Source organism: Streptomyces sp. NPDC101393, assembly GCF_044767385.1.
Classification (GTDB): domain Bacteria; phylum Actinomycetota; class Actinomycetes; order Streptomycetales; family Streptomycetaceae; genus Streptomyces.
The window spans coordinates 704,542-719,472 of sequence record NZ_JBIWNU010000001.1; the positions used below are offsets into that span (position 1 = coordinate 704,542).

The 14,931-nt window shown below is 71.4% G+C and carries 11 protein-coding genes; 5 read left to right on the top strand and 6 right to left on the bottom strand.

Going from position 1 to position 14,931, the window contains the following annotated elements; translation table 11 throughout:
* Window positions 1–235: 235 nt before the first annotated feature.
* Window positions 236–2,710, bottom strand: coding sequence for an ABC transporter family substrate-binding protein (locus ACIRQ7_RS03045; protein WP_404259384.1), 2,475 nt, complete (start codon window positions 2,708–2,710; stop codon window positions 236–238).
* Between the two features lie 381 nt (window positions 2,711–3,091).
* Here ACIRQ7_RS03045 and ACIRQ7_RS03050 point away from each other — a divergent pair, with 381 nt between their 5' ends.
* From ACIRQ7_RS03050 to ACIRQ7_RS03070, 5 genes are all read left to right on the top strand, one after another.
* Window positions 3,092–3,385, top strand: coding sequence for a hypothetical protein (locus ACIRQ7_RS03050; RefSeq protein WP_401462592.1), 294 nt, complete (start codon window positions 3,092–3,094; stop codon window positions 3,383–3,385).
* 75 nt (window positions 3,386–3,460) lie between these two features.
* On the top strand, window positions 3,461–4,288 hold the full coding sequence (locus ACIRQ7_RS03055; RefSeq protein WP_401462590.1) for a hypothetical protein: 828 nt from the start codon (window positions 3,461–3,463) through the stop codon (window positions 4,286–4,288).
* A 77-nt stretch (window positions 4,289–4,365) separates the two neighbouring features.
* Window positions 4,366–6,306, top strand: coding sequence for a fumarate reductase/succinate dehydrogenase flavoprotein subunit (locus ACIRQ7_RS03060; protein WP_404259386.1), 1,941 nt, complete (start codon window positions 4,366–4,368; stop codon window positions 6,304–6,306).
* Window positions 6,303–7,142 carry a succinate dehydrogenase/fumarate reductase iron-sulfur subunit gene (locus tag ACIRQ7_RS03065; RefSeq protein ID WP_404259388.1) on the top strand — a complete coding sequence of 280 codons (840 nt, stop codon included), beginning with the start codon at window positions 6,303–6,305 and terminating at the stop codon, window positions 7,140–7,142. The genes ACIRQ7_RS03060 and ACIRQ7_RS03065 overlap by 4 nt, the downstream gene beginning before the upstream one ends.
* Before the next feature lie 115 nt (window positions 7,143–7,257).
* Window positions 7,258–8,694 carry an amidohydrolase family protein gene (locus tag ACIRQ7_RS03070; protein WP_404259390.1) on the top strand — a complete coding sequence of 479 codons (1,437 nt, stop codon included), beginning with the start codon at window positions 7,258–7,260 and terminating at the stop codon, window positions 8,692–8,694.
* Between the two features lie 79 nt (window positions 8,695–8,773).
* Here the strand turns inward: ACIRQ7_RS03070 and ACIRQ7_RS03075 are convergent, their stop codons facing one another.
* From ACIRQ7_RS03075 to ACIRQ7_RS03095, 5 genes are all read right to left on the bottom strand, one after another.
* Window positions 8,774–11,446, bottom strand: coding sequence for a SpoIIE family protein phosphatase (locus tag ACIRQ7_RS03075; RefSeq protein ID WP_404260085.1), 2,673 nt, complete (start codon window positions 11,444–11,446; stop codon window positions 8,774–8,776).
* A gap of 170 nt (window positions 11,447–11,616) precedes the next feature.
* The gene (locus ACIRQ7_RS03080; protein ID WP_404259391.1) at window positions 11,617–12,075 is read right to left on the bottom strand and encodes an ATP-binding protein; all 459 of its coding nucleotides are present in this window, start codon (window positions 12,073–12,075) and stop codon (window positions 11,617–11,619) included.
* Between the two features lie 210 nt (window positions 12,076–12,285).
* Window positions 12,286–12,714 (bottom strand): (deoxy)nucleoside triphosphate pyrophosphohydrolase, encoded by a 429-nt coding sequence (locus tag ACIRQ7_RS03085; protein ID WP_404259393.1) that lies wholly within the window; start codon window positions 12,712–12,714, stop codon window positions 12,286–12,288.
* Between the two features lie 86 nt (window positions 12,715–12,800).
* Window positions 12,801–12,980, bottom strand: a complete 180-nt coding sequence (locus ACIRQ7_RS03090; RefSeq protein ID WP_401462578.1) for an SPOR domain-containing protein — start codon at window positions 12,978–12,980, stop codon at window positions 12,801–12,803.
* Between the two features lie 232 nt (window positions 12,981–13,212).
* Entirely contained in the window at window positions 13,213–14,907 is a 1,695-nt protein-coding gene (locus ACIRQ7_RS03095) for an APC family permease (RefSeq protein ID WP_401462577.1), read from the bottom strand.
* Between the last annotated feature and the right edge of the window lie 24 nt (window positions 14,908–14,931).

The following is a 14,931-nucleotide window of genomic DNA, read 5'->3' on the forward strand; positions in this document are numbered from 1 at the left end:
CGACGCGTCCATCCGGTACGCGCGCCCGCCGGGCATGAAGACGCCACGGCCTCACCCCATGGTACGGGCCTGCGGCGGCCCCGGCCGCCCCAGCCCGTACGCATGGCGTCTGACCTGCGCTTTCTCACCAGATGTTCGCTATGACCACCGCTCGAATCTCACCGTGGGTCACCATTCGTCGCCCCCCGCTACGCTCTGCGGCGGTCGCTGCCGGGGGCCCGAGAGGCCCCCGCGGTCACTTCTTGTAGCCGATGTCCTGGAAGCGCGGCGAGCCGAAGCCGAAGGCGCCGACGTTGGCGAGCGACTTCTTCGCGGCCACCAGCTCGGGCCGCTGATAGAGGGGAATCGATCCGGCGGCGGCCCAGATCCGGGCGTCCGCCTGCTCCACCAGCGTGTGCGCCGCGTCCCCGTCCAGTTCGGACGTGGCCTGCTCGAAGAGCTGGTCGATGTGGTCGGTGCCGACCCGGGTGTAGTTCTGCTCGACGGTCAGCGAACCGTCGGGGGCCGGCTGCGGCTTGGCGTAGATCGGGCGGGCGTCGGTCGCCGGGAAGGCGGTGCCGGGCCAGGAGTAGAGGGCCAGGTCGTAGTCGCCGGAAGCGATGTGGTCCTGGAAGTAGCTCTTGTCGGCGACCTTCTGGACGGAGGTCTGTACCCCGATCTTGCCGAGCATGGCGGCGATCCGGTCGCCGACGGCCCGCAGCTGCTCGGAACCGGCCCCGTCGGGGAGCACGAAGCGCAGGGTCAGCGGCTTGCCGTCCTTCTTCAGCAGGGGCACCCGGGCCGCGGCGGCCTTGTCAGCCCTGTCGGCCTTGTCAGTCTCCGGCTTGGCGGCCTTGGCCTCGCCGGCCGCCTTGTCGCCGTCGGAGGTGTCCCCGGCCTTCGCGTCCGGATGCGGGGCACCCGCCCGGCCGCCGGATCCCGGCAGGTGGTGGGCCTGCCCGGTCTCGATCGCCTCGGCGGCACCGAGCGCCCGCGCCGCACGCTTCTTGTACCGCCGGAACTTGTCGTACGCCGCGGAATCGGTGTCCCCGTCCGCCGTTTCCTTCTGGTCCGCGGCCGCCGCCTTGTAGAAGGAGGCGCTCTGCCGCAGCAGGGCGGCCTGCTGGACCTCGGAGCCCACCGCGCCGGCGAAGGACAGCGGGGCCTCGGCGGCGGCGGGGCGCGCGCCCGCCTCATGGCTGTTCGCCTTGACGCGGGAGCCGTGGCCTTCGGCGCCGGGGCGCTGCGGGTTGCGGCCGTCGGACCCGTCGACGAGCCGGTTGTCGGACGCGTCGGCGGACGGCGACTTCCCCGGTGCGGCGGACTTCGAGGCCGCGGCGGACTTCTTCCCGGCCGGCCGGGGTGTGGCGGCCTCATCGACGCCGTCGCCCGCCTTCCAGCCGGCGTCCGCCAGCAGCGACTTCGCCGCCCCGGTGTCCTGGTCGCCGAGCGCATCGCTCTGGTCCGCGTAGCCCTTCTGCCCGGCCATCACCAGATGGCTGCCGAGCGGCCGGGAGGGCAGGCCGAGCGGCTTGAGGACGGTGTCGGCGAGGGCCTGCCGGTCGATGGCGCGGGCCACCCCGCGGCGCACCCGCTCATCGGCGAGCGGGCCCGAGCTGCCGTTGAGGGCGAGCTGGGTGTAGGCGGGCTCCAGGGCCTTGCGGACGGCGTAGCCGCGCAGCGATGCGACCTCCGCCGCCTTCCGCGGGCTCATCTTCTCGGCCTTGCGGGCCTCGGCGCCGTCCGCGGCCGGCGCTCCGGCCGCAGGGGATCCGGCCTGCGGGGATCCGGCCTGCGGGCCCGCGTTGCCCGAGTCCTTGCCCTGGGACTTGCCGGGCTTGGCCCTGGCCGAGGAGACCTTCTTGGCGGCGACCTGGTCGACCTCGGCGACGTCGATGGTCCCGGAGGTCAGCGCCGCCGCCCGCTTGTCGCGGGGCAGCACCTCCAGCACGATCCGGTCGAGTTTGGCGGGCGCTCCCCACCACTTCGTGTTGCGGGCGAGGACGATCCGACCGCTGTCCGCGTCCCGCTTCTGGATCGTGAACGGGCCCGCGCCGACCTTCAGCTGCTCACGTGCGCCGTCGTTGAAGGCGTTCGCGTCGCTCATCACGCTCTTGGGGTAGAGCGGGGTGAAGAGGGACTGCCAGTCGGCGTAGGGCTTGCCGAAGGTGACCTTGACCTCGTGCGCGTTCGCGCCCTGCTGGACCTTGTCGATCCGGTCGTAACCGGCGTTGCGGGCGGTCCAGAAGGCGTTGTCCTTGCCGCGCAGCGCCTGCCACTGCGCGATGAAGTCCGCGGCACCGATCGCCCGGCCGTCGCTCCAGCGGGCCTTGGCGTTCAGCTTGTACGTGACGACCTGCTTGGGCTCGCGGGCGCTGACGTCCGCCGCGTCGAGGTAGTCGGCATTGCGCTGCGGCGTGCCGCGGTCGTCGATGGTGAAGAGAGCGGGCAGCACGGCGCCGGTGATCCGCGTGGTGGTCGCGTCGGCGTCGGTCTGGAAGGCGTTGAGGGTGCCGGGCATGCCGTCCACGGCCCAGCGGACCGTGCCGCCGTCCTTCACGTTCGGGCGGCTCGCCGGTGCGATGTCCTGGGACGCCGCGATGGCCTCCGCCGAGCCGTCGTCGCTGCATCCGGCGAGTACCGGAAGCGGGAGCAGTACGCCCGCCGCGATGAGCGCGGCGTAGCGGCGCCTGCGGCTCGCCGCGCGCGCTGAGCTGACGTGGTCGGTCATGACTGTTACCTCCGGGCTCACGCGCGCAGCGCCGAGCCGCCGCTTCGCAACACGTTCGGCCGACTTTGCGGCTCATCACATCTATGGCTCCCCCACTGAAAACGAACGATCACGGCCCGGCAGCCCGACACGTCGACTGCGCCGCCAAGGCCACCCGCCCGGCCCAATCCCGAGGTCGGCGGGTGACGCAGATGGCGGAGCGCCGGGGGCCCGCGGGCACCTCGGCGTACGGGAGTTCGACCCCCGGTGCGGCGCATGGTTGCCGAAACGCACCGGTTCGAGTCGTAGTCACGCCCGACCCCTTCCCAAGCCCTACTGTGACGCGCGACACTCTCGGGCGCATGAGATCGCCCACCACACCTTCAAAAGTGAGGGCACGTTATGTCCCTTCAGGACGAATTGACGGCGGTTGAACGCAGCCTGGAAGACCTGGTGCGATCCGTCGGCCGGCTGGCCGAACGCGTCGGGAGCGGGCTGGAGGTCCGCCGGGTGCGCAGCGACACCGAGCATCTGCGCGAGAGCCTGGGCCTGCTGAAGGAGAGCGTCGCCGCGGCGCCCCCGGGCCGTACGGGCGACGACCCCATGGTGTCCATCCCCGATACGCCGTACGACTCCGCGCTGTGGACCGACGCGGAGGACGAGGGCCTGGGCGCCAAGGACCGGCACGCGCCTTAGCGGCACCCGTCCCGCCCTCCGCCCTTACCCACACCAGCCCCGCCCCCGACGGAGCGCCGTTCCCGGAGACCGACGTTGGCCACTGGCATCGAACCCTCACCGCAAACGGGCGCGAGCGGCGTGCACGACGCCTCGCGTGCCGCCATCCCCGCCCGCCATCTGCGGACCGACCGCTGGTGGCTCGCGCCGGCCGTCACCGCGGCCGGGCTGCTCGCGTTCATCGTCTACTCGACCTGGCGGGCGTTCGCGAACAGCGACTACTACCACGCGCCCTATGTCTCGCCGTTCTACTCGCCGTGCCTGGCGGACAACTGCGCCACCATGCGCGGCGGTCCCAACTGGGACCTCTTCGGCAGCTGGTGGGGCCTGTCGCCCGCGCTGCTGATCCTGATCTTCCCGCTGGGCTTCCGGCTGACCTGTTACTACTACCGCAAGGCCTACTACCGCGGCTTCTGGGCGTCGCCGCCGGCCTGCGCGGTCGCCGAGCCGCACAAGAAGTACACCGGCGAGACCCGCTTCCCGCTGATCCTGCAGAACATCCACCGCTACTTCTTCTACTTCGCGGTGCTGGTAGCCGGGGTCCTCACCTACGACACCGCGCTCTCCTTCCGCGATGAGCACTACGCCTGGGGCCATATGGGCCTGGGCTCGCTGGTCTTCCTCGCCAACATCGCGCTGATCTGGGCGTACACCCTGTCCTGCCACTCCTGCCGGCACATCATCGGCGGCCGGCTGCGGCACTTCTCCAAGCATCCGGTGCGCTACCGGCTGTGGGGCTGGGTCGGGAAGCTCAACGAGCGGCACATGCTGCTCGCCTGGTCCTCGCTGATCAGCGTGGCGGTCGCCGACTTCTATGTGTTCCTGCTGTCCACCGGGGCCTTCGAGGATCCGCGCTTCTTCTGAGGCGGCCCTCGCGGGGCAGCCCGCACAAGGCCCTCTGTCCAGGACAGCCACTTCTACGGAAAGGTGTGTGCCCCCTGATGGCGCATGTGGACCGGCAGGCATGGGACGTGGTCGTGGTCGGCGCCGGCGGGGCCGGGCTGCGGGCCGCCATCGAGGCCCGCGAGGCGGGCATGCGGACGGCCGTGATCTGCAAGTCCCTGTTCGGCAAGGCCCATACGGTGATGGCCGAGGGCGGTATCGCCGCCAGCATGGGCAACGCCAACGAACACGACAGCTGGCAGGTCCATTTCCGGGACACCATGCGCGGCGGGAAGTTCCTCAACCAGTGGCGGATGGCCGAGCTGCACGCCCGTGAGGCCCCGGACCGGGTGTGGGAGCTGGAGACCTGGGGCGCGCTCTTCGACCGCACCGCGGACGGCCGGATCTCGCAGCGCAACTTCGGCGGCCACGAGTACCCGCGCCTGGCGCACGTCGGCGACCGCACGGGCCTGGAGCTGATCCGTACCCTCCAGCAGAAGATCGTCTCGCTGCAGCAGGAGGACGAGCGGCAATTCGGCGCGTACGACGCCCGGTTGAAGGTCTTCCAGGAGTGCACGGTCACCCGCGTCCTGCAGGAGGGCGGCGAGGGCGGACCGGTCTCGGGGGCGTTCTGTTACGAGCGGGAATCCGGCCGCTTCTTCGTGCTGGAGGCCCCCGCGGTGGTGCTGGCCACCGGCGGTATCGGCAAGTCCTTCAAGGTGACCTCGAATTCGTGGGAGTACACCGGCGACGGGCACGCGCTGGCGCTGCTCGCCGGGGCGCCGCTGATCAACATGGAGTTCGTGCAGTTCCACCCCACGGGGATGGTCTGGCCGCCGTCGGTGAAGGGGATCCTCGTCACCGAGTCCGTACGCGGCGACGGCGGGGTGCTGCGCAACAGCGACGGCAAGCGCTTCATGTTCGACTACATCCCGGACGTCTTCAAGGAGAAGTACGCGCAGTCGGAGGAGGAGGGCGACCGCTGGTACGAGGACCCGGAGAACAACCGCCGGCCTCCCGAGCTGCTGCCCCGCGACGAGGTCGCCCGCGCCATCAACTCCGAGGTCAAGGCGGGCCGCGGCTCCCCGCACGGCGGGGTCTTCCTGGACGTCTCGACACGGATGCCGGCCGAGGTCATCAAGCGGCGGCTGCCGTCCATGCACCACCAGTTCAAGGAGCTGGCGGATGTGGACATCACCACCGAGCCGATGGAGGTCGGCCCGACCTGCCACTACGTGATGGGCGGGGTCTCCGTCGACCCGGACACCGCGGCGGCGACCGGGGTGCCCGGCCTCTTCGCGGCGGGCGAGGTGGCCGGCGGTATGCACGGCTCCAACCGGCTCGGCGGCAACTCGCTGTCCGACCTGCTGGTCTTCGGCCGCCGCGCGGGGCTGCACGCCGCCGAGTACGCCGCATCGCTGACCGTACGGCCGGACCCCGACCCGGCGCAGATCGACGCGGCGGAGGCCGAGGCGCTGCGGCCGTTCAGCGCCGAGGGCGAGCGGGCGGCGGCGGGCGGGGATCCGGGCCCGGCCGAGAATCCGTACACCCTGCACCAGGAACTCCAGCAGGCGATGAACGATCTGGTCGGCATCATCCGCAAGGAGGGCGAGATGGCGCAGGCGCTGGAGCGGCTGGCCGACCTGCGGGCGCGGGCGAGGCGGGCCGGTGTCGAGGGGCACCGGCAGTACAACCCGGGCTGGCACCTGTCGATCGACCTGCGGAACATGCTGCTGGTCAGCGAGTGTGTGGCGCGGGCCGCGCTGGAGCGGGAGGAGAGCAGGGGCGGGCACACCCGCGACGACCATCCGACGATGGACCGCCGCTGGCGCAACATCAACCTGGTCTGCTCGCTCGCCGACCCGGCGCAGGCCGACCCGGTGGCGGGCCAGATCCGGCTGACGCGCCGGGAGACCCCGCCGATCCGCCCCGACCTCCTGGAACTCTTCGAACAGGACGAGCTGGCGAAGTATCTGACGGACGAGGAGCTGGGACGGTGAGCGGAACGCAGGCAGGGCAGCAGGGGGCGGGTACGCAGGAGGACGGGCCGCAGGCCGCGGCCCCCGCCGGTGCGTACGAGGCGCACTTCAAGGTGTGGCGGGGCGACGCGGACGGCGGCGGGCTGAAGGACTTCGCGGTCGAGGTGAACGACGGTGAGGTGGTGCTCGACATCATTCACCGGCTGCAGGCGACCCAGGCGCCGGATCTCGCCGTCCGCTGGAACTGCAAGGCGGGCAAGTGCGGTTCGTGCAGTGCGGAGATCAACGGGCGGCCGCGGCTGATGTGCATGACCCGGATGTCGGTCTTCGACCGGGCCGAGACGATCACCGTCACGCCGATGCGTGCCTTCCCCGTCATCCGCGACCTGGTCACCGATGTCTCCTTCAACTACACCAAGGCGCGGGAGATCCCGTCGTTCGTACCGCCCGCGGAGCTGCGTGCCGGTGAGTACCGCATGCAGCAGGAGGACGTGAACCGCTCGCAGGAGTTCCGTAAGTGCATCGAGTGCTTCCTGTGCCAGGACACCTGCCATGTGGTGCGTGACCACGAAGAGAACAAGCCCGCCTTCGCCGGTCCGCGCTTCCTGATGCGGATCGCGGAACTGGACATGCACCCGCTGGACGCCGCCCCGGAATCCGGCCTGGACCGCAAGCGGACCGCGCAGGACGAACACGGCCTGGGTTACTGCAACATCACCAAGTGCTGCACCGAGGTCTGCCCGGAGAACATCAAGATCACCGATAACGCGCTGATCCCGCTGAAGGAGCGGGCGGCGGACCGGAAGTACGACCCGCTGGTGTGGCTGGGGAACAAGATCCGGCGTCGGGGGGAATGAGCCCGGATGCGCCACTGACAACCCAAGTAAGCGCTGTTCAGCAGTATCTGACGGCGCGTCATGTGGCTGGAATGCACCTTGCCGCAGGCTGCCCGGCGCAGGCTATAAGAATGGAATGAACTTTCCGAAAATCAGCCGGCGCCGGGTCCTCGCGGGCCTCGGCAGCGTCCCCCTGGCAGCCGCTGCCGGCGTGCCCACCACCCGTCACGCGCCGCCCGGCAGACCGGGCAGCGGGTCGGGAGACGCACCGGGAGACGCACCGGGAGAGCGCCGCACCACCCTGCTCCGCGGCGCCGACCTCGTGCTCACCATGGACCCGCGGGTCGGCGACGGCACCCTGGGCGCACTGGAGGGCGGCGCCGATGTGCTGCTGCGGGACGGCGAGATCGCCGCCGTCGGCAAGGGCCTCGACGCGCCGCGCGGCGCACGGGTGGTGGACGCGGGCGGCAAGCTCGTCCTGCCGGGCTTCGTCGACCTGCACAACCACCTGTGGCAGTCGAGCATCCGCGGCGGCTGCTCCGACCAGGACCTGAACGGCTGGCTGGCCGCCTGCAACCGCACGACGCTGCCGAAGATCGACGCCCGGGACATGTACAGCTTCGTCCGGCTCGCCGCCCTCGACGCGCTCCAGGCGGGCGTCACCACCGTCGTCGACTGGGTGCACGCCATCCCCTACGACACCAGCGAGCGCTATGTCCGCGCGCTGGACGACTCCGGGCTGCGGTTCGTCTACGCGATGACCCAGAGCGGCGCCGACCGCCATCTCATCCCCCAGGTCAAGAAGGACTTCCTGGACCCGCTGCCGCTGGCCTCCGCCCAGGTATCCGTGCACGCGGGCATGTCCGGCATCAAGGATCTGCGGCTGCTGCACGAGATGTCCCGCGAACTGGGCCTGATGCTCAACTCCCATGTGCTGGAGAACCGCACCGACCGCAAGGACGAGCAGATCCGCGCACTGCGCGAGGTCGGCGCCTTCGGCCCCGGCCTGCTGATGAACCACGCCATCCACCTCACCGCCGACGAGATCGCGGCAGCCGGCGAGAACGACGTACGGGTGGCGCACTGCCCGCTCAGCAACATGCGGCTCGCCTCGGGCATCATGCCGCTGCCCGCGCTGCACCGGGCCGGAGTCCGGGCGGGGCTGGGGCACGACGGCGGGACCAACGACACCTCGGACATGTTCAACGTGATGAAGGCGGCCGTCGGGCTCCAGCGTGCCCGCCACGAGGACGCCGGCATCCATCCGACGATCCCGGCCGTGCTGCGCATGGCGACGCTGGGCGGCGCCGAATGCCTCGGGATGGCGGACCGGGTCGGGTCACTGACGCCGGGCAAGCGCGCCGACGTCCTCGTCCTGGACCCCGGCACCCTCAACTTCGCCCCGCGCTTCGACTGGACCAGCCAGATCGTGCTCAACGGGCAGCCGCCGAACATCAGCGAGGTCTTCGTCGACGGCTACCGGCGCAAGTCCGGCGGCGCACTCGTCGGCGTCGACACCGAGCAGGTGGTCCGCGCGGCGGAGCGGGCGGCGACGCACGTCCGCGCCGCCTGAGCCGGCGCCACGCACACGGCGGTGCGGCGCCCGGACGGGGGCGCCGCACCGCTTCCCGGGCGGGGCGCCGGCCGCCATCTCAGAAGAGACTCAGCAGCGCTTCCGTCGGGTCCGTCGGCTCCGACTCGCCGTCCGGCAGCGCGAGTTCGAACCAGACGGTCTTACCGCGCGGGGTGCGGCGGCTGCCCCAGCCCGCGCTGAGCAGCCCGACCAGCTGGAGCCCGCGGCCGCCCTCGTCGGTGTCCCTGGCGCGGCGGCGGCGCGGCTGGGCGAGATCGGCGTCCCAGACCTCGCAGACCAGGGTGCGGTCCAGCAGCAGCCGCACCCGGATCTCGCCGTGGCCGTGCCGCAGGGCGTTCGTCACCAGCTCGCTGACCAGCAGCTCCGTGGTGTCGACCAGCGCCTCCAGGCCCCAGTCGGTGAGCTGGTCTCGGGCCAGCTCCCGGGCGCGGGAGACCGAACGCGGCTCGGGCGCCAGATTCCAGTCCCCCACCGCATCCTTGGGCAGGCCGTGCACCCGGGCCATCAGCAACGCGATGTCGTCCTCGCCGTGCGAGGTGTCCAGGGCGTTCAGGACGTGGTCGCAGGCGTCCTCCAGCCGGCGGTCGGCCTCCGAGAGCGCCGCCCGGAAGGCCTGCAGCCCCTCGTCCAGCGGGTGGTCGCGGGACTCCACCAGGCCGTCGGTGTAGAGGGCGAGCAGCGCGCCGTCCGGCAGATCGACCTCGATCTCCTCGAAGGGCTCGCCGCCGACCCCCAGCGGCATCCCCGGCGGTACGTCGAGCAGCAGCGCGTCCTCGCCCTCCTCGACGAGCACCGGCGGAAGATGCCCGGCGTTGGCGAACGTACAGCGCCGGGTGACCGGGTCGTAGACGGCGTAGACGCAGGTGGCGAGGTAGACCTCGGAGAGGTCGGCGGTGCCGGCGGAGTGGGCGGGCCCGGCGGGCACCGAACCGGAGCGGCTGCGCGGGGCGCGCGCCGTCTTACGGCCGTCCCCGCCGCCGCCCAGCCCGCGGGCGATCTCGTCCAGCGCCGAGAGCACCTCGGCGGGCTCCAGGTCCAGCAGCGCCAACGTCCTTACCGCGGTGCGGAGTTCACCCATCGCCACGGCGGCGCGCAGCCCGCGCCCCATGACATCGCCGACGACCAACGCCGTGCGGTGGCCGGGGAGTTCGATGACGTCGAACCAGTCGCCGCCGACCTCGGTGGCGGTGGTGCCGGGGAGGTAGCGGCAGGCGATGTCGAGGCCGGCGGCCTCCGGGTCGCCGGGCGGGAGCAGGCTGCGCTGCAATATGAGCGCGCGTTCGTGCTCCCGGCGGTAGAGGCGGGCGTTGTCGATACAGACCGCGGCGCGCGCGGCCAGCTCGACGGCCAGCGCCGTATCGCGCTCACCGAACGGCTCGCTGCCCTTCGTACGGGAGAACTGCACCAGGCCGACGACGGTGTCCCTGGCGACCATCGGCACGGCGAGGGTGGAGTGCACCACCGCGCCCAGCTCCGGCCCGTCGTCGCTCTCCCGGCCGGGGATGATCTGCGCCTGGGCGGTCCGCAGGGCGCCCGCGCACGGGGAGTTGAAGGGGTAGCGGTGCACGGCGCCGACGGCCACCGGGCCGGTGCCGTCCTCGGGGACGCAGCAAGTGGTGGTGGCGAGCGGGGCGTCCGAGACGGCGCTGGCGAAGGCGACCCGGCGCAGTTCGGCGCTGCCGTCGGTCATGCCGGGCGGGGCTTCGTCACCGGCCAGCAGGCCTTGGTAGAGGTCCACCGAGGCCAGATCGCAGAACTGCGGAACGGCGACGTCAAGGAGGGTGCGGGCGGTGGTCTCCAGGTCGAGTGAGTTACCTATCCTGGCGCCGGCCTCGTTGAGCAGCGCGAGATTGCGGCGGGCGTTGGCGGCCTCGCGTTCGGCGCGGCGGCGGCCGGTGACGTCGGCGGCGAGCGCGGCGACGCCGATGGGGCGGCCGCTGGCGCCGTGCAGGCGGTAGAGCGACACCGACCAGCGGCGGCGGTCGTCCTCGCCGGGGATGGCACCGACCAGTTGCATCTCGGTGACCGGCTCGCCGGTGTCCAGCACACGGCGCAGCGCGACGGTCATCCGCTCGGCCTCGGGGCGCGGCAGGAAGTCGTGCGGGCCGCGTCCGCGGTACTTGCTCGCGGGGCCGCCGAAGACCGTGGCGAACCGCTCGTTGACGCGCAGCAGCCTGCCGTCCGTGCCGAACAGGGTGAAGCCCATGGGCGATTGACCGAAAACGGCCTGCGAGGCCGCGAGGTCGGTCTCGATGCCGCGCAGGGCACGGACATCGACGACGAGACAGACGGCGGCGCGCCGGCCGTCCTCCGTCTCGGACGGCATCACATAGATCTCGGCGAGCCCGTCGGCCTCGCCGCCCGCCTCGCGGCGGTAGGGCACCAGACCGGTCCACTCCCGGCCGTCGAGGATTTCGGACACCTTGCGATGGCCGGTCTCCCGCAGCTCGACGGGGACGAATGCCTCGACGGGGTCCTTGCCGACGGCGTAGCGGGCGGGGATGCCGAGCATCTCGGTGGCCCGCTCGCTCCACTGCTCGATCCGTCCGTCGGGGCCGAGGGAGAAGGAGGCGACGCGGATGTAGTCATAGATCGATCCGGGCTGACTGCTCTGCCAGACCGGCAGCCCCTGCGGATCGCGCGCATGCCGACGCCCTGTTGGGTCACCCGGGCCGCCCGCACCGGCCTGACCGCCGGTCTGCGCGGATTCTGCTGCCCCATCAGATGACATCTTGCTCACGAGCCCCGTCCCCTCCAGCTCATCGTGCCCGGACCGGACCAGCCGAGTATCCAGCACCGCGGCAATCCGGAACACGGTCTTCACGATCACAGCACAGTCTCGATCGCGGTCCGTCTACAGAATGTCAATGAATTGGCAACGATCAGGACCGCACCTGTCTCCTAACCACCTGCCGACAGCTCGAACCACACTGTCTTGCCGCTCTTTCCGCGACGTGTACCCCACCGCTGCGCACTGCACGCGACCAGCTGCAATCCGCGGCCGCCCTCGTCGTCCGGGGCCGCCTCGCGTTCCAGTGGCGGATCGGGCAGCGGATCGGACACCTCGACGAGCAGACCGCCGCCGCTGAGCAGCACCATCCGGACGCCGATCGGGCCACTGGCATAGCGCAGGGAGTTGGTGACGAGTTCGCTGACGAGCAGGACGGCCACATCGACGGTGCCGTCGAGGCCCCAGTCGGACAGCGCCTCGCGGACCATGGAGCGGGCAGTACGCACCGAGCCGGGATCGGCCGGAAAGCTCCATTCGGCGTTCCGCGATCCGGAGGCGAACTCGTGCCGGGGGGCGTGGGGGGACGGCTCCGCGGCCCCTGCCGCTGCACTGTCGCTCACGCCGACCACTTCCCAGCCCGAGAGGCACCCCGCCGGGTCCCCCCACCCCGAAAGGTGCTAACCAGGACATACCCGATATCCAGGCGTGCGTATCGCCTTCAAGCGTGCACTGTGGCACAAATGCACCGGGTTGGCGCGGCGAAGAGCGCGGGAAAGCCGCGACCAGGGCGGGAGGCCACCGCCGCCGGAGCAGGAAAACGGCCGTCGGGGCGGGCTCGCCTACGGCGGGCCGCCGCCTCGCACCCCGGTCCCGGCCTCGGCCGCCAGCCGGCGCATCGCCTCGGCGACGGCCGGCCGGTCCTGGTCCAGCCAGTCGACCTGCTGCTCCTCCCCGGGCAGCAGCCAGCGCAAGGCGTCGTGATCCTGCAGCGGCCGCGGCTCACCGGACACCAGCCGGGCCGTCCAGACCTGCAGCACCAGACCGGGCCGCAGCGGCCACTCCCCCTCGATCCGCTCCCGCACCGCCGTCTCGACGCCCAGCTCCTCGCGCAGCTCGCGCACCAGCGCCTGCTCGGGCGTCTCGCCGTCCTCCACCTTGCCGCCGGGCAGCTCCCAGCGTCCGGCGAGGTCCGGCGGCGCACTGCGGCGCGCGGCCAGCAGCCGCCCCCGGTCGCATACCGCCCCGCCCACCACCACGCGCGTCGTCATGCGCGGCAGCTTATGTCCCGCGGTGCCGCCCCGGTCTCGTCCCCCGCGCGCCCCCGCATTCGCCCCGCCCCCGCTTCCCCGGCCCCTCAGGTCGCCGCGCGATCCGCCTTCTCGACCACGTAAAGCTGCTGGTGGCCGCGGGTGTCGAGGCGTTCGGCGACCCGCTCCGCCTCCGCGCGGGTCGCATAGCGACCGACGCGGTAACGGTTGCCGCCCTCGTCCTGGCGAATGACGAGCCAGTGCAGCAGGGCCCCACCCTCGGTCATTGCGCCCCTCCGTCCGCCGTGCAGCGCGCCGTTACGCGCCCCTCGTGCGCTGATGCCGAAATCGCAATCCGCATATGCCCGAGCGTACGCCCGACCTTCACTCACCGCATACGAGTTTGCACAAAGAGGTACCGAACCGGCCAGACAGTGAACCGGCCACCCGCACGCCCCGGGTAGCCGGGGCCGCGAGTGGCCGGTAGGAAGTGCCGAGCGGGCTCGGGGACGCCAGGAATCAGGCGCCGACGGTCGCCTTCGCTTCCTCCGCCTCGCGGGCCTCGTCCGCCGCGTTCACCGCATGGGTCTCGGCCTCGACCTGGACCAGCGACGGGTTACGCCAGGAGCTGCGCACGCCCCAGTAGTAGAAGGCCAGACCGAGCACCGCGACGACGGCGATGTCCCAGCCCTCGGGCAGATACCCCTTGCCGCCGAAGTCCTTGCCACCCGCGTACGAGACCGCGGCCATGACCAGCAGATACGCCACCATCCAGGCACCGGCCTTGAGGTGCGGGCGCAGCTCGGCCCACGGCTTGCGGCCCTGGGTGAGCGGCTTGCCGATCTCGTACCAGGCCCAGACCGGCAGCCCGACGGCCATGATCAGAATGACCTTGCCGGTCAGCGGCCAGCGGCCCCAGTACAGGACCAGCGAGCCGAAGATCATCGCGATCGGGGCGATGACCGGCATGATCCGCAGCTTCACGGGCCGCTTGAGGTCCGGCGAGAGGCGGCGCAGCGACATCACGGCGACCGGCCCGGTGATGTACGAGATGACCGTGGCGACCGAGACGATCTCGGCGAGCGAGCCCCAGCCGCGGAAGACCGCGAGGAAGAGGAAGGCGATCACGAGGTTGAGCACCAGCGCCGGACGCGGCACACCGGTCTTCTTGTCGACCTTGCCGAAGATGCCGGGCAGGTGACCGTTCTCCGCCACGCCGTTGATCATGCGGGAGGTGGTGGCCGCGTAGATCATGCCGGTGCCGGACGGGGAGACGAACGCGTCCGCGTACAGCAGCAGCGCCAGCCAGTTCAGGCCCCAGGCCACGGCGAGGTCGGCGAGCGGGGAGTTGTAGCCGAGCGAGGCCCAGCCGCCGCCACCGGCGAGCTTGTCGCCGGGGACCGCCATCAGGAAGGCGACCTGCAGCGCGACGTAGATGACCAGCGCGATCACGATCGACCAGATGACGGCCTTCGGCAGCGACTTGCCCGGGTTACGGGCCTCACCCGCGAGGTTCAGCGGCGACTGGAAGCCGTTGTAGGCCCAGACGATGCCGGAGACGGCGACGGCGGTGAAGACCGAGCTCCAGCCGTTGGGCGTGAAGCCGCCGTGGTGGGTGATGTTGCCGGTGTCGAAGTGCGCCAGCATCAGCGCGCTCGCGGTCAGGATCGGCACCACGACCTTGAAGACCGTGATCGCGGTGTTGGTCTTCGCGAACAGCGAGATCGCGAACCAGTTCAGGAAGAAGTAGAAGATCAGCAGGACGCTGGCGAACCCGACGCCCAGACCGGTCAGCTCCTTGCCGTCGTACAGCGACTGCGCCCAGCCGAAGTCCCAGGAGCTCATGTACTGAACGGAGGCGGTGGCCTCGCCGGGGATGACGGAGACGATCGCGATCCAGTTCGCCCAGGCCGCGAGGTACCCGGCGAGCGAGCCGTGCGAGTACTGGCCGTAGCGGACCATGCCGCCGGCCTTGGGGAACATCGAGCCCAGCTCGGTGTAGGTGAGCGCGATGGTGAGCGCGACGACGGCGCCGATCACCCAGGCGAGGATCGCGGCGGGCCCTGCGATGGCGGCAGCCCGCTCGGCTCCGAAGAGCCATCCGGAACCGATGATGGAACCGAGACCAGTGGCGGTCAGGGCGATGGTCCCGAGGGACCGACGGTAATTCGAGTGCGAGCCCTGCTCCGCGCTCGGGGTCTTCGTCGTGCTCACGTGCTGGTCTCCTGGTCTTCCCCC

Bases quoted from the DNA above. Each gene is read 5' to 3' on its own strand.
- ACIRQ7_RS03045 (WP_404259384.1), bottom strand. From the start codon at position 2,710: ATGACCGACCACGTCAGCTCAGCGCGCGCGGCGAGCCGCAGGCGCCGC.
- ACIRQ7_RS03050 (WP_401462592.1), top strand. From the start codon at position 3,092: ATGTCCCTTCAGGACGAATTGACGGCGGTTGAACGCAGCCTGGAAGAC.
- ACIRQ7_RS03060 (WP_404259386.1), top strand. From the start codon at position 4,366: ATGGCGCATGTGGACCGGCAGGCATGGGACGTGGTCGTGGTCGGCGCC.
- ACIRQ7_RS03070 (WP_404259390.1), top strand. From the start codon at position 7,258: ATGAACTTTCCGAAAATCAGCCGGCGCCGGGTCCTCGCGGGCCTCGGC.
- ACIRQ7_RS03075 (WP_404260085.1), bottom strand. From the start codon at position 11,446: ATGTCATCTGATGGGGCAGCAGAATCCGCGCAGACCGGCGGTCAGGCC.
- ACIRQ7_RS03085 (WP_404259393.1), bottom strand. From the start codon at position 12,714: ATGACGACGCGCGTGGTGGTGGGCGGGGCGGTATGCGACCGGGGGCGG.
- ACIRQ7_RS03090 (WP_401462578.1), bottom strand. From the start codon at position 12,980: ATGACCGAGGGTGGGGCCCTGCTGCACTGGCTCGTCATTCGCCAGGAC.